General features: G+C 63.5%; 18 protein-coding genes and 1 pseudogene. 9 read left to right on the forward strand and 10 right to left on the reverse strand.

Translation table 11 applies throughout. The features are described 5' to 3' along the window. Positions 1-39: 39 nt before the first annotated feature. Positions 40-681 carry a guanylate kinase gene (gmk, locus tag ACQ4MM_RS20270; RefSeq protein WP_431479032.1) on the reverse strand — a complete coding sequence of 214 codons (642 nt, stop codon included), beginning with the start codon at positions 679-681 and terminating at the stop codon, positions 40-42. Between the two features lie 121 nt (positions 682-802). Between gmk and ACQ4MM_RS20275 the strand changes: the two genes are divergently transcribed. Beyond that, positions 803-1,387, forward strand: coding sequence for a TetR/AcrR family transcriptional regulator (locus tag ACQ4MM_RS20275; RefSeq protein ID WP_431479033.1), 585 nt, complete (start codon positions 803-805; stop codon positions 1,385-1,387). After that, positions 1,384-2,268, forward strand: a complete 885-nt coding sequence (locus tag ACQ4MM_RS20280; RefSeq protein WP_431479034.1) for an alpha/beta hydrolase family protein — start codon at positions 1,384-1,386, stop codon at positions 2,266-2,268. The genes ACQ4MM_RS20275 and ACQ4MM_RS20280 overlap by 4 nt, the downstream gene beginning before the upstream one ends. Here the strand turns inward: ACQ4MM_RS20280 and ACQ4MM_RS20285 are convergent. Beyond that, on the reverse strand, positions 2,265-3,014 hold the full coding sequence (locus ACQ4MM_RS20285; RefSeq protein ID WP_431479035.1) for a DUF72 domain-containing protein: 750 nt from the start codon (positions 3,012-3,014) through the stop codon (positions 2,265-2,267). The genes ACQ4MM_RS20280 and ACQ4MM_RS20285 overlap by 4 nt on opposite strands. A 51-nt stretch (positions 3,015-3,065) precedes the next feature. Here ACQ4MM_RS20285 and ACQ4MM_RS20290 point away from each other — a divergent pair, with 51 nt between their 5' ends. Next, positions 3,066-4,373: a M20/M25/M40 family metallo-hydrolase gene (locus ACQ4MM_RS20290; RefSeq protein WP_431479036.1), complete on the forward strand. Its 1,308-nt coding sequence runs from the start codon at positions 3,066-3,068 to the stop codon at positions 4,371-4,373. Positions 4,374-4,449: 76 nt separating this feature from the next. Here the strand turns inward: ACQ4MM_RS20290 and ACQ4MM_RS20295 are convergent, their stop codons facing one another. After that, positions 4,450-5,340, reverse strand: coding sequence for a YicC/YloC family endoribonuclease (locus ACQ4MM_RS20295; RefSeq protein ID WP_431479037.1), 891 nt, complete (start codon positions 5,338-5,340; stop codon positions 4,450-4,452). A 97-nt stretch (positions 5,341-5,437) separates the two neighbouring features. Here ACQ4MM_RS20295 and ACQ4MM_RS20300 point away from each other — a divergent pair, with 97 nt between their 5' ends. Genes ACQ4MM_RS20300 through rph form a run of 3 tightly spaced genes read left to right on the forward strand, consistent with a single transcriptional unit; the run spans position 5,438 to position 8,108 of the window. After that, positions 5,438-6,427 carry a serine/threonine protein kinase gene (locus ACQ4MM_RS20300; protein ID WP_431479061.1) on the forward strand — a complete coding sequence of 330 codons (990 nt, stop codon included), beginning with the start codon at positions 5,438-5,440 and terminating at the stop codon, positions 6,425-6,427. Between the two features lie 12 nt (positions 6,428-6,439). Then, positions 6,440-7,372 (forward strand): PP2C family protein-serine/threonine phosphatase, encoded by a 933-nt coding sequence (locus ACQ4MM_RS20305; RefSeq protein ID WP_431479038.1) that lies wholly within the window; start codon positions 6,440-6,442, stop codon positions 7,370-7,372. Between the two features lie 7 nt (positions 7,373-7,379). Next, positions 7,380-8,108 (forward strand): ribonuclease PH, encoded by a 729-nt coding sequence (gene rph / locus ACQ4MM_RS20310; protein ID WP_431479039.1) that lies wholly within the window; start codon positions 7,380-7,382, stop codon positions 8,106-8,108. Here the strand turns inward: rph and ACQ4MM_RS20315 are convergent. Continuing rightward, positions 8,077-8,982, reverse strand: coding sequence for a LysR family transcriptional regulator (locus ACQ4MM_RS20315; RefSeq protein ID WP_431479040.1), 906 nt, complete (start codon positions 8,980-8,982; stop codon positions 8,077-8,079). The two genes, rph and ACQ4MM_RS20315, sit on opposite strands and share 32 nt — an antisense overlap. Before the next feature lie 98 nt (positions 8,983-9,080). Between ACQ4MM_RS20315 and ACQ4MM_RS20320 the strand changes: the two genes are divergently transcribed. Genes ACQ4MM_RS20320 through hemW form a run of 3 tightly spaced genes read left to right on the forward strand, consistent with a single transcriptional unit; the run spans position 9,081 to position 11,945 of the window. After that, the gene (locus tag ACQ4MM_RS20320) at positions 9,081-10,085 is read left to right on the forward strand and encodes an NADP-dependent oxidoreductase (RefSeq protein WP_431479041.1); all 1,005 of its coding nucleotides are present in this window, start codon (positions 9,081-9,083) and stop codon (positions 10,083-10,085) included. A 31-nt stretch (positions 10,086-10,116) separates the two neighbouring features. Next, complete coding sequence (gene rdgB, locus ACQ4MM_RS20325) at positions 10,117-10,704, forward strand: RdgB/HAM1 family non-canonical purine NTP pyrophosphatase (protein WP_431479042.1); 588 nt, start codon at positions 10,117-10,119, stop codon at positions 10,702-10,704. Continuing rightward, a complete protein-coding gene (gene hemW, locus ACQ4MM_RS20330; RefSeq protein WP_431479043.1) occupies positions 10,701-11,945 on the forward strand; it encodes a radical SAM family heme chaperone HemW in 1,245 nt (414 codons plus the stop codon). Before rdgB ends, hemW begins: the two co-directional genes overlap by 4 nt. Before the next feature lie 272 nt (positions 11,946-12,217). Here the strand turns inward: hemW and ACQ4MM_RS20335 are convergent, their stop codons facing one another. From ACQ4MM_RS20335 to ACQ4MM_RS20360, 6 genes and pseudogenes are all read right to left on the reverse strand, one after another. Continuing rightward, a complete protein-coding gene (locus tag ACQ4MM_RS20335) occupies positions 12,218-14,002 on the reverse strand; it encodes a methyl-accepting chemotaxis protein (RefSeq protein WP_431479044.1) in 1,785 nt (594 codons plus the stop codon). A gap of 95 nt (positions 14,003-14,097) precedes the next feature. Continuing rightward, the gene (locus tag ACQ4MM_RS20340; RefSeq protein ID WP_431479045.1) at positions 14,098-15,171 is read right to left on the reverse strand and encodes a patatin-like phospholipase family protein; all 1,074 of its coding nucleotides are present in this window, start codon (positions 15,169-15,171) and stop codon (positions 14,098-14,100) included. Then, positions 15,171-16,652, reverse strand: coding sequence for an efflux transporter outer membrane subunit (locus tag ACQ4MM_RS20345; RefSeq protein ID WP_431479062.1), 1,482 nt, complete (start codon positions 16,650-16,652; stop codon positions 15,171-15,173). Before ACQ4MM_RS20345 ends, ACQ4MM_RS20340 begins: the two co-directional genes overlap by 1 nt. Beyond that, on the reverse strand, positions 16,652-19,798 hold the full coding sequence (locus ACQ4MM_RS20350; protein ID WP_431479046.1) for an efflux RND transporter permease subunit: 3,147 nt from the start codon (positions 19,796-19,798) through the stop codon (positions 16,652-16,654). The genes ACQ4MM_RS20345 and ACQ4MM_RS20350 overlap by 1 nt, the downstream gene beginning before the upstream one ends. A 12-nt stretch (positions 19,799-19,810) precedes the next feature. Further along, positions 19,811-21,003: pseudogene (locus ACQ4MM_RS20355) on the reverse strand (efflux RND transporter periplasmic adaptor subunit). A gap of 128 nt (positions 21,004-21,131) precedes the next feature. Further along, the coding region (locus tag ACQ4MM_RS20360) for a transaldolase family protein (RefSeq protein ID WP_431479047.1) at positions 21,132-21,603 on the reverse strand (472 nt) is incomplete at its 5' end.

Below are 21,603 nucleotides of genomic sequence, written 5' to 3' on the forward strand. Positions count from 1 at the left end.
TTAACTCCTGGGTAAATGCGGTACTTGATGCGTCGGTGATTATTCTGCGTGGTCGGCGTGGATGCCCAGTTCGGACATCAGCTTGGCATTGCGGGCGGCTTGTTGCGCAAACCGGCAACGGGCCGAGCGGACGATCGCGCTTAGCTCCGACAAGGCGACCGGGAACTCTTCGTTGATAATAACATACTCAAACTCGGGCGCGTGGGCGATTTCGCCGCCCGCCGCCAGCAGGCGGCGGTTGATCACGTGGACCTCGTCCTGGCCGCGCTTGTGCAGCCGTTCTTCCAGCGCCGCGAACGATGGCGGCAGGATGAAGATGCCGGCCGCTTGCGGGAATTGCTTCTTGACCTGGCGCGCGCCCTGCCAATCGATCTCCAGCAGGATGTCGGTGCCGGCCCTCATCTGCTCTTCCACGAAGATGCGCGAAGTGCCGTAGAAATTACCGTGCACTTCGGCCCACTCCAGGAATTCGCCCTCGGCCGCGCGCTTGCGGAAGTCTTCAGCCGTGGTGAAGAAGTACTCGCGGCCATGCTGCTCGCCCGGGCGCGGCTGGCGCGTGGTGGTCGAGATCGACAGCTTGATGGCCGGTTCCTGTGCCAGCAGGGCATTGACCAGCGTAGATTTACCGGCGCCGGATGGCGCAGCAACCATGAACAGGCTGCCGGAAAAATGTTGGCTCATTTGCAATTCTCGAAAGCTAGGCGGTCGCCCAAAGAAGTATTTTACCAAGGAGCAAGCAGAGTTGAAACCGGCTGTGCGGGCGGTTCTTGACACTGGACCGACCGGTCTATAGAGTGGCCGCATGAATACCCAACAACTCACCACCCGCGAACGCCTGATCAACGCCATGATCACCACGCTGCAGCACCGCGGCCTGCATGGTGCCGGCCTGAGCGAGATCCTGGCTACGGCCAAGGCGCCGAAAGGCGTGATGTACCACCATTTCCCCGGCGGCAAAGACCAGCTGGCGGTGGCCGCCATCGAAGCCACCTTCAGCTTCCTGCTCCACAAGCTCGACACCTATATGGAGCGCGAGCCCGATGTGGTCGCCGCGCTGCAAGCCTGGATCCTGCGTGCCCTGCGCGGCCTGGATGACAGCGAGTTTGAGCTGGGCTGCCCGCTGGCTGCCGTGGCGCTGGAATCCACCGCCGATGACGCCGAGATCCGCAACGCGTTGAAAACCGGCTTTGCCAGCCTGCGCGGCCGCATGGCCGACGCGCTGGCGCAGGCCGGCCACGAACGCCAGCGTGCCGAGGGCATCGCCGCCCTGATCCTTGCCGCCTACGAAGGGGGCCTGCTGCAAGCCCGCGTGGCGGGCGACACCGCGCCCATGGTGCAAACCATGGACGCCCTGATGCCAATGCTGAAAGTGGAGAAAAGAACATGAGCCATATGCCTGCCGCCGCCTTGCTGCTGGCGGAAAAACTGGAACTGCGCGCGGTCGACGGCTATCGCTTGTCCGCCATGCGCTACCGCGCACGCGGCCCGGAGAAAGCGCGCTTGCTGGTAGCCGGCGCCACCGGCGTGCCGCAAGGCTTCTACCGCCGCTTCGCCGAATTCGCGGCCGGGCAGGGCTACACCGTGCTGACTTTCGACTATCGCGGCGTAGGCGGCTCGGCGCCGAAAACCCTGCGCGGTTTCGAGGCCAGCTTCCTCGACTGGGCGCGGCTGGACCTGAACGCCGTGATCGAATTCTTTGCGCCTGCCGACAGCACGCCGCTGTACATGGTGGGTCACTCTTACGGTGGCCATGCACTGGGCCTGGTGCCGAACCACGAAAAAATTGACGGCGTTTACCTGTTCGGCGTCGGCGCGGGCTGGCATGGCTGGATGCCGCGTATGGAACGCCTGCGCGTGCTGGCCATGTGGCATGTGGTCGGCCCGATCGTGACGCGCTGGAAGGGGCGCCTGGCCTGGAGCAAGCTTGGCATGGGAGAGGACTTGCCGATGGGCGTGTACCGCCAATGGAAGCACTGGTGCAAATTCCCGCGCTACTTCCTGGATGACCCGAAAGTGCCGGAGATTGCCGAAGGCTTCGCGGCCGTGCGCACGCCGATCCTGGCGCTGAATGCGACCGACGACCTGTGGGCGCCGCCGCGGTCGCGCGATGCGCTGATGTCCGGCTACCGCAACGCGCCGTGGCATGGTGTGGACATCGACCCGGCTGCCACGGGACTGGGCCAGCTCGGGCACATGGGCTACTTCCGCCCGCATGCGCAGCCGCTATGGGTGCGCGCGCTCGAATGGTTCGACGGACTGGCGCGTTAGCGTTTCGCGCCCAGCACGCGCAGCAGCTCCTGCGCCGCCGCCGGCGCGCGCTCCTTGGCGCCGTTGATGAAGTAGATGAAGACATCGCGCTTGCCGTCGCCGGTCCAGTCCTGCGCTTGCGCGGCCCATTTTTTCAAGGCGGGCCTGGTGTAGCCGGTCGTGATGCCGCTTTGCGCATCCATCAAGCGCGCGTAGACGAAGTCACCCGTCATTTCCGTGAAGTTCGGGTATTTCGGTGAATCCGTGATCACTGTCGCGACCTTGTACTTGCGCGCCAGCTTCAGGTAGTCCGGGCACATGAAACTGTCGTGGCGCGCATCGAGCACATGCTGCAGCTTGCGCTTGCCCAGCTTCTTCGGCAGCAGCTGGAAGAAGGCCGCAAGATCATCCGGATCGAAGCGCTTGGTGGCGGCGAGCTGCCACAGGATCGGGCCAAGCTTGTCGCCCAGCTCCGTCAGGCCGCTCTCCATGAAGCGCTCGATCGACTCTCCCGCCTCGCCCAGCACCTTGCGGTTGGTCGCGTAACGCGAAGCCTTCACCGCAAATACGAAATTGTCCGGCGTGCGCTCGGCCCAGCCGGTGAAGTGCTCAGGCTTGGCATTGCGGTAGAAGGTGCCGTTGATCTCGATGCTGGTCAGCACGCTGCTGGCGTATTCCAGTGCGCGCTTGAGCGGTACGTCGGGCGGGTAGAAGGTGTCGCGCCAGGGAGCAAAGTCCCAGCCGCCGATGCCAACGCGGATGTTCATCTGAATTTTCCGTAGTAGAGTTGCGATCACACTTCAAGGAGGATGCCAGAAATGCGTATGACCTGCCTGTTCGTTTCGCTGCTCGCCGCCGGATTGATGGAAAGCGCTGCGGCGCAGTCGCTGTCGCTGTCGCCTGAAGAAGAACGCATCGTCAGCCTGGTCAAGGCCAATTCGAGCAATGCGCTGGCCTTGCTGGAAAAGACGGTCAACATCAATAGCGGCACCATGAATCACAAGGGCGTGCGCGAGGTCGGCAAGGTGTTCCGCGTAGAACTGGGCAAGCTGGGATTCAAGACGCAGTGGATCGACATGCCGAAGGAAATGCAGCGCGCCGGCCACCTGGTCGCCACGCGCGAGGGCAAGCAGGGCAAGCGCGTGCTGCTGATCGGCCATCTGGATACCGTGTTCGAAGCGAATGCACCGATGCAGAAGTGGGAGCGCCAGGGCGAGCGTGCCAGCGGCCAGGGCGTCAACGACATGAAGGGTGGCAACGTCATCATCATCGAAGCGCTGCGCGCGCTGCACGGCGCAGGTGCGCTGGACAACACCACGGTCAGCGTAATCTTCACCGGCGACGAGGAAAATGCCGGCGACCCGAAAGAAATCTCGCGCGGCGACATGGTCAACCTGGCAAAGCGCAGCGACGTCGCCCTGGCCTTCGAAGCCACGGTGCTGGACGAAAACGGCAAGGCCACGGGCACTATCGGCCGCCGCTCCTCGACCTCATGGCAACTGGAAGTGAAAGGCAAGCAAGGCCATTCATCCGGCATTTTCAACGCCGATGCAGGTTATGGCGCGGTGTACGAAACGGCCCGCATCCTGGACACCTTCCGCCAGCAATTGCAGGAACCGAACCTGACCTTCAATCCCGGCCTGGTCCTGGGCGGCACCGAAGTCACTTACGACGGCACGGCGGCCAAGGGCACGGCCTTCGGCAAGTCGAACGTCATCGCCAACAGCGCGACTGTGAAAGGCGACCTGCGCTTCCTGACGCCGGAGCAGGGCGAAAGTGCCCGCGCCCGCATGCGCTCCATCGTCGCGCAGAACCTGCCTGGCAGCAGCGCCCAGATCCGCTTCCACGACGGCTACCCGCCGATGGCGCCGACCGAAGGCAACCTGAAAGTACTGCAGCTGTATTCGAAAGCCAGTGCCGACGCCGGCCTGGGCCCGATCGCCGCGCTGCCACCGGGCCAGCGCGGCGCCGGCGACGTGCAATTCGTCGCGCCCTACGTCGACAGCCTGGACGGCCTCGGCGCCACCGGCAAGGGCGCCCATGCACCGGGAGAAGACCTGGAAGTGCGCTCGATCGAGCAGGGTGCGATCCGGACCGCGGTACTCCTGTACCGTCTTACAAGATAAAAGTCGGGGTCAGCTCCGGCAATCGGACATTTGCCGCAGGCAAATGTCCGATTGCCGGAGCTGACCCCGACTTTCTTTATTCTAGGTTCTGGACCTGTTCGCGCATCTGCTCGATCAGCAGCTTGAGCTCCATCGAGGCGTCTGCCAGTTCCTTGACCGAGGCTTTGGCGCCGAGGGTGTTTGCTTCGCGGTTCAGCTCCTGCATCATGAAGTCCAGGCGCTTGCCGACCTGGCCGCCTTTTTTCAGGATGTGGCGGGTTTCGCCCAGGTGGGCCGACAGGCGGCCCAGCTCTTCAGCGACGTCAATGCGGATGCCGTACAGGATCACTTCCTGGCGGATGCGTTCCATCGCGTCCTGGCGCGACATCGCGGTATTCGATCCCTGGCAGGCCAGGCCGAGGGCCTCTTGCATGCGCTCCACGGCTTTTTGTTGGAATTGTGCAACTACCTGAGGAATTAGTGGGGTAATTCGTTTTACGATGCTTTCCATGGCTTCGATGCGCGAAACCAGCATCGCTTCCAGCGCCGCGCCTTCGCGCTGGCGGCTTTGGACGAAGGCTGCCAGGGTCTTGCCCATCAGGGCCGAAACGTCGGCCTGGAGCGATTCCTGGCCGATTTGTGCTTCTTCGACAACACCGGGCCAGCGAAGTAGTTCAGCAACACTCATCTGCGCGGCGCCGCTGAAATGCTGGCCAACTTCGCCTTGCAGGCGCGCCAGTTCGTTGAGCAGGGCTACATTCAGGGCCTGGGTGCCGGCGGCAGCTGCCTTCCGGCCAAAACTCAGCCGTAGCTCTACTTTGCCGCGGGTGATGGCACCCATGACAGCAGATCGCAAATCCGGTTCGAGCGCGCGTAAGTCGTCATTAATGCGGAATTGAAGGTCAAGAAAGCGCGAATTGACGCTTTTGATCTCAATTGTCAGTGTGCCCGCCGCGCTTTCGCTGGTGGCTACGGCGTAGCCAGTCATGCTGGAAATGCTCAAAGGATATCCCCGTTTTTGTCTTTGTCTTTACAATATATTGCTTTGTCCCACACAATCCGGTTTAGTTGAAGCGAGGAAACTTATGGCAGCTCAGAACAACGCTCCATTACCGGATGGTCTGGAAATTGCTGGATACCGCATTGTAAAGAAAATTGCGTCAGGCGGGTTCAGTATTGTGTACCTGGCCTACGACGCCGAAGGTAATGCGGTAGCGATTAAAGAATATTTACCAAGCAGTCTTGCATTGCGTCAAGAGGGCGAGATGGTACCTGTGGTCACGAAGTCGAACCTGGCGGTGTTCAGGATCGGGCTGAAGTGCTTTTTTGAAGAGGGTCGTGCACTTGCGAAGATTTCACATCCAAATGTTGTAAGGGTGTTGAATTTCTTCCGTGCCAACGAAACTGTCTATATGGTAATGGCCTACGAGTCGGGCCATTCGCTGCAGGATCACATCCAGCGGCAACGCAGCAAGGGTCGCAATTGCAGCGAGGCCTTCGTGCGCCAGATTTTCACGCAGGTGCTGAAAGGCTTGCGCGAGGTGCACACCAACAAGCTGCTGCACCTGGACCTGAAACCGGCCAACATCTACTTGCGCACGGACGGCACCCCCATGCTGCTGGACTTCGGCGCGGCGCGCCAGACCGTGAATACGGACAGCCCGAAGCTGATGCCGATGTACACGCCTGGCTTTGCGCCGCCCGAGCTGTACTCCAAGACCGAGGCGCTGGGCCCATGGACCGACGTCTATTCGATCGGCGCCTCGATTTTCGCCTGCATGCTCGGCCAGCCGCCGCAGCCGGCAGACCAGCGCCGCAAGGAAGACAAGATGGAGCCGCACTTCCAGAAGATGGAAATCCTCTATTCGCCGGAGCTGGTCAAACTGGTACGATGGACTTTGCTGATAGACCCTCTGGCGCGTCCGCAAAGCTTGTTCGAGCTGCAAAAGATGCTGGCGCAAGCGCCGGCGCCGAAGGAACCGCCGCCTCCGCCGGGGGCATTAGAAAAGCTGGGCAAGCTGGCAGGCAAGCTCGGATTTGGCCGTAAAAAAGAGACGGCCCCGCGCCAACAATAAGGAGCCCATGCCATGCAATTCGCCGTTTACCAGGAAACGCATATCGGGGGCCGCAAGGTCAACCAGGACCGGATGGGCTACAGCTTCACGCGCGACGCGCTGTTGCTGGTGCTCGCTGACGGCATGGGTGGCCACGCGCGCGGTGAGATCGCCGCCTCCATCGCTACCCGCACCATCTCGCAGATGTTCCAGCAACAGGCAACGCCCTACGTGAAGGGGGCGGAGCGCTTCCTCGAAGAGGCGCTGGCTGCCGCGCACAACGACATCCACACGTACACGATGACCCACAATATGCCGGAGTCGCCGCGTACTACCATCGTGGCCTGCCTGGTGCAGCACAATACCGCCGTGTGGGCGCATTGCGGCGATTCGCGCCTGTACTGGGTGCGCAATGGCCAGTTGCACGGCCGCACGCGCGACCATTCTCACGTCGAGAACATGATCGAGAAGGGCTTGATCCCCGCTTCTGCGCGCAATACCCACCCCGACCGCAACAAGCTGTATGCCTGCCTTGGCGCCAGCAGCGCGCCGCGCATCGAAGTTTCCGGCCGCGCCAACCTGCTGCCGGGCGATACGCTGATGCTGTGTTCCGACGGCCTGTGGGCGGTGGTGAACGACGAGGAGCTGGTGCAGATGCTGACCACCCAGACCGTGGTGCGGGCAGTGCCGGACATGTTGACGACTGCGCTGCGCCGCGCCGGCGACACCAGCGACAACGTGACGGCACTGGCCATCATGTGGCAGGGCGCGCTGGTGGCCGATGGCGCGCCGACCACGCACGCCGGTTCGACCGTGATTTCGACCGAGCAGTTGCCGGATGATGTGGTCAGCACTACCATCCACGGCGCCAAGACCGAAACCGATGTGTTCGACGACGACGAAATTGAAAAGGCGATCGCGGAAATCCGCGGCGCCATCGAGAAATCTACCCAGCTACTGAAATAGGAATTCCATGACCACTGTCAATCGCCCGAGTGGCCGCGCCGTCGATGCGCTGCGCAATATCCGCATCACCCGCGACTACACCAAGCACGCCGAAGGTTCGGTGCTGATCGAGTGCGGCGACACCAAGGTAATTTGCACGGCCAGCATTGAAGAACGCGTACCGGGCTTCCTGAAAGGCAAGGGGCAGGGCTGGATGACGGCGGAATACGGCATGCTGCCGCGTTCCACCCATTCGCGCATGGACCGTGAGGCGGCCAAGGGCAAGCAAAGCGGCCGCACCCAGGAGATCCAGCGCCTGATCGGCCGTTCGCTGCGCGCTGCCTTCGACCTGGATGCCTTCGGCGAACGCACCCTGCAACTGGATTGCGACGTGATCCAGGCCGACGGCGGCACCCGCACCGCGTCGATCACTGGCGCCATGGTGGCGGCCTATGATGCTTTCACCAAGCTGAAGGCGCGCGGCATGATCGAAACCATCCCGGTCAAGCATTTCGTGGCTGCGATCTCGGTTGGCGTGTACCAGGGCGTGCCGGTGCTGGACCTGGACTACCTGGAAGATTCTGGCTGCGACACCGACATGAACGTGATCATGACGGACGAAGGCGCCTTCGTGGAAGTGCAGGGCACGGCTGAAGGCGCGGCCTTCGACCGTGCGGCCATGAACCGCCTGCTGGACCTGGCCGAAGGCGGCATCAAGGACTTGGTCAAGCTGCAGAAGCAGGCTCTCGGCCTGTAATTTCGCCCAGGCGCTGCCGCAGGAAGTCGACAAAGGCGGCGGTCTTCAAAGGCAGGAATTCGCGCGCCGGGTACACCGCGTAGGTGGCTGGACCCGGCGGCAAAGCCACGTCTTCCAAGATGCGCACCAGCTGGCCGCCGGCCAGTTCGTCGGCAACGATGGGCACCGGTACTTTGATGATGCCCGCGCCGCCCACGGCTGCCGTCACCAGGGCGCCGCCATCGTTCATTTGCAGCGGGCCGTCGACCCGCACCGTGCCGGCTTCACCGAAATTCCATTCGTCATAGACCCGCGCGCCCACTGCGTACAGCAAGCAGGCATGCTGCTGCAAATCCTGCGGCGTACGCGGCGTGCCTGCGCTGGCAAGGTAGGAGGGGGCGGCGCAGACGACGCTGGGATTTTCGGCCAGCTTGCGCGCCACCAGCGTTGAGTCGACCAGGGCGGAGGTGCGGATTGCAACATCGATTTGCTGCGCGATCAGGTCGACCATTGCGTCGTCCAGCTGCAGCGATACCTTCACCTGCGGATACTGCGCCGTGAAATCCGCCAGCAACGGCACCAGCACGCGTCGTCCGGCCATTGAACACGACACGCGCAACAGGCCGCGTACCTGCTGCTGGTAGCTGTCGGCGAGGTGGGCAATCTTGTCCAGCGAACGTTCGATCTGGCGCGCCTCTTCCAGCACCATCTGGCCCACCTCGGTCAGGGCGAGCTGGCGCGTGGAGCGTTGGATCAGGCGTGCGCCGAGGTCTTTTTCCAATTGAGCGAGCTGGCGCGATACGACAGACTTGCCGCAGCCGAGCTTGAGCGCGGCAGCGCTGATGCTGCCGGACTGGATGATGGTAGCGAAAATGGCAAGGCGTTGAGGGTTCATTGTTCCTCCTTGGTCAACAATGTAATGCCTTGTCGTTGACTTATCAAGTACGGTCATGACCCGTACACTGGCGTCATTCAAACCTCTTTGGACGCATCATGACCAACAACCGCCAGTTCCTGCTTGCCCGCCGCCCTGAAGGCGCCATCCAGCGTTCCGATTTCGACTTCGCTACGACGCCGCTGCGCGCGCTGTCGGAGGGGGAAGTCCTGATCCAGATTTCCCATGTGTCGCTCGACCCGGCCATGCGCGGCTGGATGAATGCTTCGACCGATTCATACATGCCGCCGGTCGCATTGGGCGAAGTGATGCGCGCCATTGCAGTGGGCCGCGTTGCCGAGTCGCGCAACCCTGGATTTGCCGTTGGCGATCACGTCACCGGCTTGCTGGGCGTGCAGGAATATGCGATTCACAATGGCGTTGGCCTGAGCAAGGTCAATCCATCGTTGGCGCCGCTGCCGTTGTTCCTCGGCGCGCTCGGCATGCCAGGCCTGACCGCCTATTTCGGCCTGCTTGACGTGGGCCAGCCGAAAGAAGGCGACACGGTCCTGGTGTCCGGCGCGGCCGGTGCAGTCGGCGCGCTGGTGGGGCAGATCGCCAAGCTCAAAGGCGCTCGGGTGATCGGCATTGCCGGCGGCGCGGACAAAACGCGCTACCTGGTCGAGGAGTTGGGCTTCGATGCTGCCATCGACTACAAGACCGACAACGTGGCCGCCGCGTTGCGCCAGCATGCGCCGCAAGGCGTCGACGTCTTCTTCGATAACGTCGGTGGTGAAATCCTGGATGCCGCGCTGGCCAACCTGGCGCACGGTGCGCGCGTAGTGATTTGCGGTGCGATTTCCCAATACAACAATACCGACGCTGTAACCGGCCCTGCGAACTACCTGCAACTGCTGGTCAAGCGCGCCACCATGCGTGGTGTGATGGTGAGCGACTACTATCACCGCGCGATGGAGGCAATCACCACCATGGGTGGCTGGATCCAGGCCGGCAAACTGAAAACCCGTGAACACGTGGTGCAGGGGCTCGACACCTTCCCCGAGACATTCGCCAAGCTGTTTAGCGGCGCCAACCAGGGCAAGCTGGTGCTGCAAGTGGTTTAAAATGTCGGCTCTTTCAAAAGAGCCGATATTCATGACACAACGCATCGTTCTCGCATCGAACAACAAGGGCAAGCTCAAGGAATTCAATGAGCTGCTCTCGACCATTGGTTTTTCCGCCCACCCGCAGGGCGAATTCGACGTGCCGGAGGCGGATGAGCCTTTCCACACTTTTGTCGAAAATGCACTGACCAAGGCGCGCCACGCAGCCCGCCTGACCGGCTTGCCGGCGCTGGCCGATGATTCGGGCGTATGCGTCAATGCGCTGGGCGGTGCGCCAGGCGTCTACTCGGCGCGCTATGCAGGCGAGCCGAAATCGGATGCTCGCAACAGCGAGAAGCTGATCGCCGACCTGGCAGCGCATGCCGACAAATCGGCCTACTATTACTGTGTGCTGGTATTCGTGCGCCACGCTGACGACCCGCAGCCGGTGATCGCCGATGGGCGCTGGGAAGGTGTCATTTCGCCTGAGGCGCGCGGCGAAGGTGGCTTTGGCTACGACCCGTATTTCCTGATTCCTTCGCTGGGCAAGCACGTGGCCGAGCTGGCGCCGGAAGAGAAGAACCGCCTGTCCCACCGCGGCCAGGCCCTGCGTGCGTTGGTAGAGAAGCTGAAGAAATGATCCCGATTAAGCCGGTCGGCAATGCCGTACCAAGCCGCACCATCGACAGCGCCGCCGGCGTCGCTGCCACCTACCTGCGTCCGGGCGCGCTGAACCTGCAGGCCTTGCCGCCCTTGTCGCTGTACATCCACTGGCCGTGGTGCGTGCGCAAGTGCCCCTACTGCGATTTCAATTCGCACGAGGCGAAGGGTGAAGTACCTGAGAAGGAATACCTGGACGCGCTGCGGCGCGACCTGGAAATGTCGCTGCCCCTGATCTGGGGCCGCAAGATCTACACGATTTTCATCGGCGGCGGCACGCCGAGCCTGATGTCGGCGGCCGGCATGGACCGATTGATGTCGGACTTGCGCAGCCTGCTGCCGCTGGACGGCGCCTGCGAGATCACGATGGAGGCCAATCCCGGCACCTTCGAGGCCGAGAAATTCCGCTCCTATCGCGACAGCGGCATCAACCGCCTGTCGATCGGCATCCAGAGCTTCAACAGCGAGCACCTGAAGGCGCTGGGCCGTATCCATGACGACGGCGAGGCGAAACGCGCGGTGGAAATCGCGCTGGCGAACTTCGACAATTTCAACCTGGACCTGATGTACGCGCTGCCAAACCAGACGCTGGAGCAGGCGCGCCAGGATATCCAGACCGCGATCGATTTCAAGCCGCCACACCTGTCGTTGTACCACTTGACGATGGAGCCGAACACCGTGTTCGCCAAGTATCCACCGCAGTTGCCGGACGACGACCTGAGCGCCGACATGCAGGACATGATCGCCGAGCTGACCACTGCGAACGGCTACGGCCACTACGAAGTATCGGCCTACGCGCAGCCGGGCCACCAGGCGCGCCACAACCTGAACTACTGGCAGTTCGGCGACTACCTCGGCATCGGCGCCGGCGCGCACTCCAAGCTGTCCTTCCCGCACCGCGTGCTGCGCCAGGCGCGCTACAAGCAACCCCAGTCCTATATGGATGCGGTGGCCGCCGGCAATCCGGTGCAGGAAGAGCGCGAACTGTCGCGCGACGAAATGGGCTTTGAGTTCATGCTGAACACCCTGCGCCTGCAAGGCGGCTTCGAACCGAACCTGTTCGCTGAACGCACCGGCGTGGCGCTCAACACCATCGAAAAGCAGTTGAACGCGGCCGAGGCCAAAGGCCTGCTTTACCGCGACCACATGCTGATCAAGCCAACCGAACTAGGCCAGCGCTTCCTCAACGACTTGCAGCAGATGTTCCTCGGCGAAGACTAAAACTCTTCCCATTCGTCGTGGCCGCGGCACGGGCCAGAGTCGGTGCCAGGTCTGTCATTCGGACAGCTAGCGCTCTCATTTGACGAATCTCAATGCGCGAATCTGGCTGATTTTGCGAATTGATATTTATCAAAGAATTAGCTCGCTTGTCCGAATGACAGACCTGGCACCGACTCGAAAACGGAATCCGAAATCCGAGACGCGCTGGCAATGACGGCATGGCGCATTAGGCAATGTGCGCCAGAGCATCAAAGTCGAGCTTCTAATTTTCCTTAGAACTCTTCCCATTCATCGTTGGCAGCAGCCGGGGTGCGGCGCTCGGTCTTAGTGCGACGTTCAGTTGTGCGATCGGCGGAGGCCTTGGCATTTGCGCCGCGCGGATTGGCGCGTGCGTCCGGTGCGACCAGGCGTTTCTGCGGAGTGGCTTCGATCGTTGCCGTGGCTTCGCCCTGACCGGCAACACGCGCAGCAGGGCGGGCTTGGGCGCTCCAGCGGGCGACGGCCTCGGTGCCCAATTTGAATGACGCGGCGACTTGCGCGAGCTGGGCGGCCTGTTCCTGCATGCTGGCGGCAGCGGCAGCGGCTTCTTCCACCAAGGCGGCATTCTGCTGCGTCACCTGGTCCATCTGGCCAATGGCCTGGTTCACTTCATCGATGCCGACGCTTTGTTCGCGGCTGGCCGAGGTGATCTCGCCCATGATGTCGGTCACGCGCCGCACGCTGGTCACCACTTCGCCCATGGTGGTGCCGGCTTGCTGCACCAGCGAGGTGCCGGCATTCACCTGCACCACGGAGTTGTCGATCAACTCTTTTATTTCTCTCGCGGCAGCGGCTGAGCGCTGCGCCAGGTTGCGCACTTCGGAGGCGACCACGGCGAACCCGCGGCCTTGCTCGCCGGCGCGTGCCGCTTCCACGGCAGCGTTCAGCGCGAGGATGTTGGTCTGGAAGGCGATGCCGTCGATGGTGCCGATGATGTCGACAATCTTGCGCGATGACGCGTCAATGGAGCCCATCGTCTCCACCACTTGGCCAACGATCTCGCCGCCGCGTGCGGCCACGTCGGATGCGGCCTGGGCCAACTGGTTCGCCTGGTTGGCGTTGTCGGCGTTCTGCTTCACGGTGGAGGTCAACTCCTCCATCGAGGATGCGGTTTCCTCGAGCGAGCTGGCTTGCTGTTCGGTGCGCGAGGAGAGGTCCAGGTTGCCTTCAGCGATTTCGCTGGATGCGGTGGCGATCGCTGTGGTGCCGGTCTGCACCTGGCTCACCACGCGGCGCAGCGCGTCGTTCATGCCACGCAGGGCCTTCATCAGGTCGCCGATTTCATCACGGGCAGTGTGTTCATCGAAATGCGTGGTCAGGTCGCCTTCGGCCACGGTGTTGGCGATGCCGAGTGCGGAATTCAGCGGTACGGTGATACTGCGCGAGATGACCCAGGCGGCCCAGGCGCCAAAGACCAGCAGCAGGATGCCAAGGGTGAGCATCAGGCGGTTGCTGCGCGCATTGGCTTCGTTGATCCCGGCCGCTGTGGCGTCGATGGCTTTGCGCTGCTGCGCCAGCAATTCGTTCACTTTCTCCTGATAGGCCTTCGCGGCTGGCTCGAATACCTCGCGGTACAGGCGCTCGCCTTCCGCCGCATCGCCGGCCTTCTTGGCGTTCATCACCTGGTTTTTCGCGTCCTGGTATTTGGTGCGGATGGCTACTGCGTCCTGGTAGATCTTGCGTTCTTCATCCGACTCCAGCAGGCCTTCGATCGACTTCAGCAGTTCGGCGCCGCGCTTTGCGCTGTCGGCAATCGCGGTGGCGAAGGTATTCGACAGTTCGCCATCGCTGCTGCGCGCAATCATCTGGGTGCGTGCGACGGCCGAGTAGATCAGCACATACCAGTCCGACACAATGCGCTCCTTGGCCAGCGGCCGGTCCATCATGGCGCGCGTGGCGTTGGCGGTTTTGTTGGAATGGTAAAGGGCGTAGCTGGTGCCGATGGCCGACAACAGCAGGACGATGCCGAAGCCCGCCGCGAGACGGGACCCAATACGGAGCTGGGACAGGAATTGCATACAAGCCTCCAATAAGTTGGAGTACTAGTATGCACCTGAACAGTTGCGCGGTAGATATCCTGTTGCAAGGCTGCAACAAAGGAGAAATACCTGGCTTAAAACTGCTGGGCTACCTTCAGATCCGGTTTTTCCGCCCACTCGGCCAGCGCGTCGGCCATGCGCTGGCTTTCGCCAATTGCGTAGGTCCAGTCGCGGATGCGGGCCGCGTGGTCCTGGCCGTAGTGCTTGAAGTCCGTGCGGTCCGGCAGTTTGCGGTTCGGCAGGCGCGCCACGAACGATGGCGAGGGCGACACCAGGATCACGTTTTCCAGCGCGCTGTCGCGGGCACGGCGCCACGGCATTGATTTATCGAGCCAGCCCGGCACGATATGGTCGGTGAAGTGCGGGTACAGTACCAGGCCCTCGTCGCGCTGGTAGGGCAGGTGCAGGTGGTAGTCGATCAAGCCGCCGTCCCAGTAGTCGCCCGGCGGTGCGCCGTGGATGTCGCTGACTGCCTGCAGCACCAGCGGAATCGAGCCGGAGGCCAGCAGGGCCGGGTGCAGGTTCTGTTGCGTCAGGCCGACGTAGTGCGAGGCAAAGGCGTCGAAGCTGTTGCGCAGCCAGGCCGCGTCGTCGCGGGTGTCGTGGAAGAACACGCGTTCCATGGCACTGGCCAGGCGGCTGCGCGAGATGGCGTTGCCGGCGGCGGCGCGCAGGAAGCCCGCCATTTCGCGCCAACGGTTGCCGCGCGTGCGGGCCAGGGGGCCGATGCCGCGCACCGTGATCACCGACAGCAGGTAGTCGGGATTGGTGAGCATTTCGTTGCCGCGCCCATCGAGCACGCTGTCGAGCAGGCTGCGGATGACACGGCTGACGTAGGCGGCATCCACCTTGGCTGGGTAGGTCTGGCGGACGTAGTGGTGCGCCAGGCGCTGTTGCGCGGCCACCGGGTCGTGGAAGGCGCCGGCGGCCATGCGCCATGCGCCGATCGAGGCGCCGATCAGGCGGCGCTTGCGTGGTGCTTGTTTCAGCCACTCGCCGAACATCCATTGGTCGATGCCGTTCAGGATCAGGCCTTTAGGACCGCCTGCCGCGGCGGGGATGATGGCGATGTCGGCGGCTTGCAAGCCAGCGCGCTCGATACGTTGGCGGGCGCGCTGGCCGAGACGGATACTGATCGGTGAATCCACTACTTCAAACCTCCTCCAAGCGCACGGTACAAGTCGATCGCGCTGGTTGTGCGCAGCAGGCGTGCCTGGACCAGGGCCTGCTCCGCGGTGAACAATTCGCGTTGGGCGTCGAGCACGTCGAGCGAGCTGGCGACCCCGTTTTCAAAGCGTAATTGTAATAGACGCAGGCGTTCGGCCTGGGCGTCCTGCACTGCGCGCTGGGCGGCCACCTGTTCGCTGAGGTAGGTGCGGGCGGCCAGGGCGTCGGCGACTTCGCGGAAGGCTTGCTGGATGGCTTTCTCGTAGTCGGCCACGGCGATGTTCTTGCGGGCGTGGCTGACGTCGAGGTTGGCCAGGTTGCGGCCGCTGTCAAAGATTGGCAGCACCAGTTGCGGGGCGAAGCTCCAGGTGTTGCTGCCGCTCTCGAACAGGCCGCTGAAATCGCGGCTGGCGCTGCCGATCGCGGTGGTCAGTGTAAGGCGCGGGAAGAAGGCCGCGCGGGCGGCCCCGATGTTGGCATTGGCCGCTTTCAGGCGCTGTTCGGCGGCGCGGATGTCGGGACGGTTGGCCAGCAGGTCGGATGGCAGGCCGGCGGTCAGGGCGGACATGGCGTCGGCCTGGGCGTCCTCCGTCGGCGCGGGGCCACCTGTCGCAGTGCCGGCTGGCAGCGCTTGGCCGACCAGCAGGGTCAGGGCATTGGTGGCTTGTACACGCTGGCGGGCCAGGGCGAGGGCAGCGGCGCGGGCGGTCTGCATCTGCTGCTCGTTGGAGCGCAGGTCGAGACGCGAGGAGGCGCCGCCGTCGACGCGCTGCTTCGTCAGTTCGAAGGTGCGCGTACGGGCCTCGTAAGTGCTTTCGGCCAGCGTTTGCTGTTCGGCGATGGCGCGCTCGGTGTAGTAGGCTTTGGCGACTTCGGCGATCAGGCTGATTTGGGCTGCCTGCCTGGCTTCTTCCGTTGCCAAATAGCTGGCGAGGGCGGAGTCGCTCAGGCTTTTCACGCGGCCAAAGAAGTCGAGTTCGAACGCTGAAATGCCAAGGCCCGCGTCAAAGCGTTCGTTGATTTGTGCCTGGCCGCTGGAGTTGGCAAAGCCTGGCGAGCGGCTGCGCGATTCGCTGAGCGTAGCGTTCAGCGTCGGCAGACGGTCGGCGCGCTGGATGCGGTAGGCACCGCGCGCTTCCTCGATGCGCAGGGCGGCGATGCGCAGGTCGCGGTTGTTTTCCAGCGCTGTCGCAATCAGCTGCTGAAGGCGGCCATCGGGAAAGAAGGTGCGCCAGCCGGTCTCCACAGCGGATTGCACCGCGCTGGTGGAGGCGTCGCTGGCGGCGGCACCAGCGGCACCTGCGGCGGCCGGCGCGACGGGGAAGGCGTCAGCGACCGGTGCGGCGGGGCGCTGGTAGGCTGGCGCCATCGAGCATCCGGACACTGCGCCGGCCAGCAGCAGCGAGGCGGCCAGCGCGCGGGCGCGCGCAGCGGGCAGCAGGGTGGGGGAAGAGGTCTTCATCATTGCTTCGACTCCGGCAGATCCAGTTCATGCGCTGCCAGGCGGCGTTGGCGTTCGCTGCCCTTGAAGATGCGGCGCACGACCACAAAGAACACAGGCACCAGGAACACTGCCAGCACGGTGGCGGTAATCATGCCGCCCATCACGCCGGTACCGATGGCGCGCTGCGAGGCCGAGCCGGCGCCGGAGGCGATCACCAGCGGCAGCACGCCGAGGATGAAGGCCAGCGAGGTCATGATGATCGGGCGGAAGCGCAGGTGCACCGCTTCCAGTGTCGCTTCAACCAGCCCTTTGCCCTGGGCTTGCAAATCCTTGGCGAACTCGATGATCAGGATCGCGTTCTTGGCGGACAAACCGATGATCGCGATCAGGCCGACCTTGAAGTACACGTCATTCGGCAGGTCGCGAAGATGCGCGCCAAGCAGGGCGCCAAGCACGCCCAGTGGCACCACCAGCAGCACGGCCACCGGAATCGACTCCGATTCATACAGTGCCGCCAGCACCAGGAAGGCCGCCAGCATGGACAGTGCAAACAGCGCCGGGGCCTGCGAGCCGGACAAGCGTTCCTCGGCCGATTGGCCGGTCCATTCGATGCCGAAGCCCGGCGGCAGTTGTTCGGCCAGGCGCAGCAATTCTTCCATCGCCTCGCCGGTTGAATGCCCTGCGGCTGCGTTGGCGCTCAGGCGGTAAGCCGGATAGCCGTTGTAGCGCACCAGCTGGATCGGGCCGGTCACCCAACGCGTGTTGGCGAACGAGGCAAACGGCACCATCGTGCCTGTGCTGCTGCGTACATTCAGCCGCAGGATGTCTTCCGGCTGCATGCGGCGCAACTGGTCGGCTTGAACGATCACGCGCTGCTGGCGCCCGCTGGCGGCAAAGTCGTTCACGTAGGACGAGCCGAACGCCGTGCCCAGCGTGGAGGTGATGTCCGCGAACGCCACGCCCAAGGCGTTGGCCTTTTCACGGTCGATGTCGACCTGCATTTGCGGCGCATCTTCCAGCCCCTCCGGACGCATGCCGGTCAGGATCTTGCTCTTGCCCGCCAGTTCGAGCAGCTGGTTGCGCGCCGCCAGCAAGGCTTCGTGGCCCTGGCCGCCGCGATCCTGCAGGCGCGCCGTGATGCCGGTGGCGTTGCCCAGTTCGCGGATCGGCGGCGGGCTCAGTGCGAAGACTTGCGCGTCCTGGATATGGGCCAGGCCGCCGAAGGAGCGGCCGGCAATCGCATCGGCCGACTGGTCGGGGCCGCGCTCTTTCCAGTCTTTCAGCGGCACGAACACCAGGCCGGCATTCTGGCCGCTGCCCGAGAAGCTGAAGCCCGCCACCGCGATGGTGCGCGCCACGCCCGGCTGGGCGCGGAAGTAGGAGTCCACTTCGGCCAGCACGGCCTCGGCGCGGTTGCGCGAGGCGCCCGGCGGCAACTGGACGTTGGCGATGATGTAGCCCTGGTCCTCATTCGGCAGGAAGGATGAAGGCAGGCGCACGTACAGCCACGCCACGACACCCAGCAGCACGGCGAAGATCAGCAGGAAGCGTCCAGTGCGCGTCAGGATCTTGGCGACCCAACCCTGGTAATGCGTGGCGGTGGAAGCAAAGCCACGGTTGAACCAGCCGAACAAACCGGTCTTGGCATGGTGGTGGCCGGCTTCGACCGGTTTCAGCATGGTGGCGCACAGGGCAGGCGTCAGCGACAGTGCCATCAGCGCGGAGAACACCATGGCCGATACCATCGACAGCGAGAACTGGCGGTAGATGGCGCCCACCGCGCCGCCGAAGAAGGCCATCGGGATGAATACCGCGATCAGCACCAGGGTGATGCCGATGATCGCACCGGTAATCTGCGACATGGCCTTGCGCGTAGCTTCACGCGGCGACAAGCCTTCCTCGCTCATGATGCGTTCAACGTTTTCCACCACCACGATCGCGTCGTCGACCAGGATGCCGATGGCCAGCACCATGCCGAACATGGTCAGCACGTTGATCGAGAAGCCGAATACCTGCATGGCAGCGAAAGTGCCCATCAGCGCAACCGGCACCACGATGGTCGGGATCAGGGTGTAGCGGAAGTTCTGCAGGAAGATGTACATCACCAGGAATACCAGTGCCACCGCTTCCAGCAGGGTCTTGACCACTTCCTCGATGGAGATCTTGACGAACAGCGAGGTGTCATACGGCACGGTGTACTTCAAGCCGGGCGGGAAGTACTTCTGCAGCTCGTCCATCTTCTCGCGCACGATGGTGGCAGTGGCCAGCGCATTGCCGGTCAGCGACTGCTGCACGGCGATGGCGACGAAAGGCTGGCCGCTCAGGCGCGCCTGGATGCCGTAGCTGGCGCCGCCCAGTTCCATGCGGGCCACGTCGCGCAGGCGCACCAGCGAGCCGTCGCGGTTGGCGCGCAGCACGACCTTGCCGAACTCCTCGACCGAGGACAACTGGCCGGTCACCACCACGGGCGCGAACCAGGCCTGCGAGCGCGGGTTCGGCAGGTCGCCCACCGTGCCGCCTGCCACCTGGGCATTCTGCTGGCGGATCGCGGTCGTCACGTCGCTCATATTGAGCTTGTAGCCGGTCAGCTTGTCTGGGTCGACCCAGACGCGCATCGAACGCTCGGTACCGAACAACTGGGCCTGGCCCACGCCCGGCAGGCGCTTGACTTCATTCAGCACATTGCGCGCCAGGTAGTCGCCGATCGCGGTCGGGTCCATGCTGCCGTCGGTCGAATAAGCGCCGACGAACATCAGGATGTTGGAACGCGCCTTGTTGACCTGCACGCCTTGCTGGATCACGGCCTGCGGCAGGCGCGATTCAACGCGCTTGATGCGGTTCTGCACGTCCACCGCGGCCAGGTCCGGATTGGTGCCGGGCTGGAAAGTGACGGTGATGCTGACGGAGCCGTTCGAATCGCTTTGCGACTCGACGTACTGCAAACCGTCGGCGCCGTTCATCTCCTGCTCGATGACGGAAGTGACCGCATCGTCCAGCACCTGCGCGGTAGCGCCAGGGTAGACGGCGCTGACGACGATGGATGGCGGTGCGATAGTGGGGTATTGCGCCACCGGCAGCATGGTAATCGCCAGCGCGCCACCCAGCAGGATGAAGAGGGCGATCACCCACGCGAACACGGGGCGGTCGATAAAGAACTTTGCCATGTGGCGGCCCCTTTACTTGGCCGCCGGGGCGGATGCGGCAGGCGCAGCGCCGGCCGGTGCCGGTCCGCTTGCCGGACCTTTCCACGGAACCGGATTGACCGTGCCGCCTGGTTTGGTTTTCTGGAAGCCTTCCACAATGATGCGCTCACCGCCTTTCAGGCCCGAGCTGACCACCCACTTGCCGCCCGCTGCGGCGTCGGCCTTGACCGGCACCGAGCTGACCTTGTTGTCGGCGCCGACCACCAGCACCGAGGCGCCTTCCGCGCCGCGCACCACGGCTTGCTGCGGCACGGTGATGGCCGATTCGTTGACGCCCTGCTCAAGGCGGGCCCGCACGTACATGCCCGGCAGCAGGGTGCGTTCTGGATTCGGGAATTCGGCGCGCATCGACACTGCGCCGGACGATTCATCCACCGCCACATCGGCGAACAGCAGTTTGCCGGCGCGCGAATATTCCTGGCCGTCTTCTGTCAGCAGGGTGACGCGCGCCTGGTCCTTGCCGGCGCCTTTCAGCGTGCCCGCAGCCAGCGCCTGCTTCAGGCGCAGCAGTTCGGCGGAAGATTGGGTGATGGTGACGTAGATCGGATCCAGTTGCTGCACCGTCGCCATGGCGTTGCCTCATTCTGGCCGACCAGCGCACCCTCGGTGACCAGGGCGCGGCCGACACGGCCCGAGATCGGCGCGGTGACGGTGGCGTAGCCCAGCGTCAGGCCGGCATTCTTGCGCGCGGCGCGCGCCGACTGCAGTTCGGCGCCGGCCTGCTTTTGCGCGGTGAGCGCATCGTCGTATTCCTGCTGGCTGACGGCCTGCGCCGCCAGCAGCGGCTTGTAGCGCTTGGCCTTCAGGTCGGCCTGCGCCAGGTTGGCTTCGGCGCGGGCAATGGCGGCATCGGCGCTTTCCACATTGGCCTGGAATTGCGCGGGATCGATGCGAAACAGGATTTCGCCTGCCCTGACGTCGCCGCCTTCCTTGAACACCCGCTGCAGCACGATGCCGGGCGTGCGCGCCCGCACCTGGGCGATTCGGGAGGCTTCGACGCGGCCCGGCAGCTCATTGGTGATGGTCACTTCGCCGCTGGTGGCGGTGATGACGGAGACGGTGGGCGGCGGCGGAGCCGCCTTGTTGGCGTCTTTTTTATCGCCGCAGGCCGCAAGGGTCAGCGACAGGGCAATGGCCAGCGGAAGGGTGCGCAATACAGGTTTCATTGGCGTCTCGTTGTAGGAGGTGGGACTGCGCCGAAAATTGTATAACACTGTCAATTGTAACGTTTTGTACAGCCAAAAATAACAAAAAAGGACGCCGAAGCGTCCTTGTCCGCTGAGAAATGCAGCGCTTAACGCATTGCCGAGATCATCTGCTTCAGTTTATTCGAGTCGGCGACGAAAGCGCGGATGCCTTCCGCCAGCTTTTCGGTTGCCATCGCGTCTTCGTTCAGCATGAAGCGGAAGGTCTTTTCATCCATCGAGATCTTGACGGCGGTGCCGGTCTCGGATGCGGACAGCTTACGCTCGACCGGTGCCTGGGTGTCGGCCAGCTTTTGCAGCAGGTCCGGCGAAATGGTCAGCAGGTCGCAGCCGGCCAGTTCCAGGATCTGGCTGGTGTTGCGGAAGGATGCGCCCATCACTTCGGTCTTGTAGCCGAACTTGCGGTAGTAGTTGTAGATACGCTTGACCGACTGCACGCCCGGATCTTCGGCGCCCTGGTAGTCGATGCCGGTGGACTTCTTGTACCAGTCGTAGATGCGGCCGACGAACGGCGAAATCAGCTGCGAACCCGCTTCGGCGCAGGCGATAGCCTGGCACAGC

It is taken from the genome of Massilia eburnea (assembly GCF_050709955.1).
Taxonomy (GTDB): domain Bacteria; phylum Pseudomonadota; class Gammaproteobacteria; order Burkholderiales; family Burkholderiaceae_D; genus Rugamonas; species Rugamonas eburnea_A.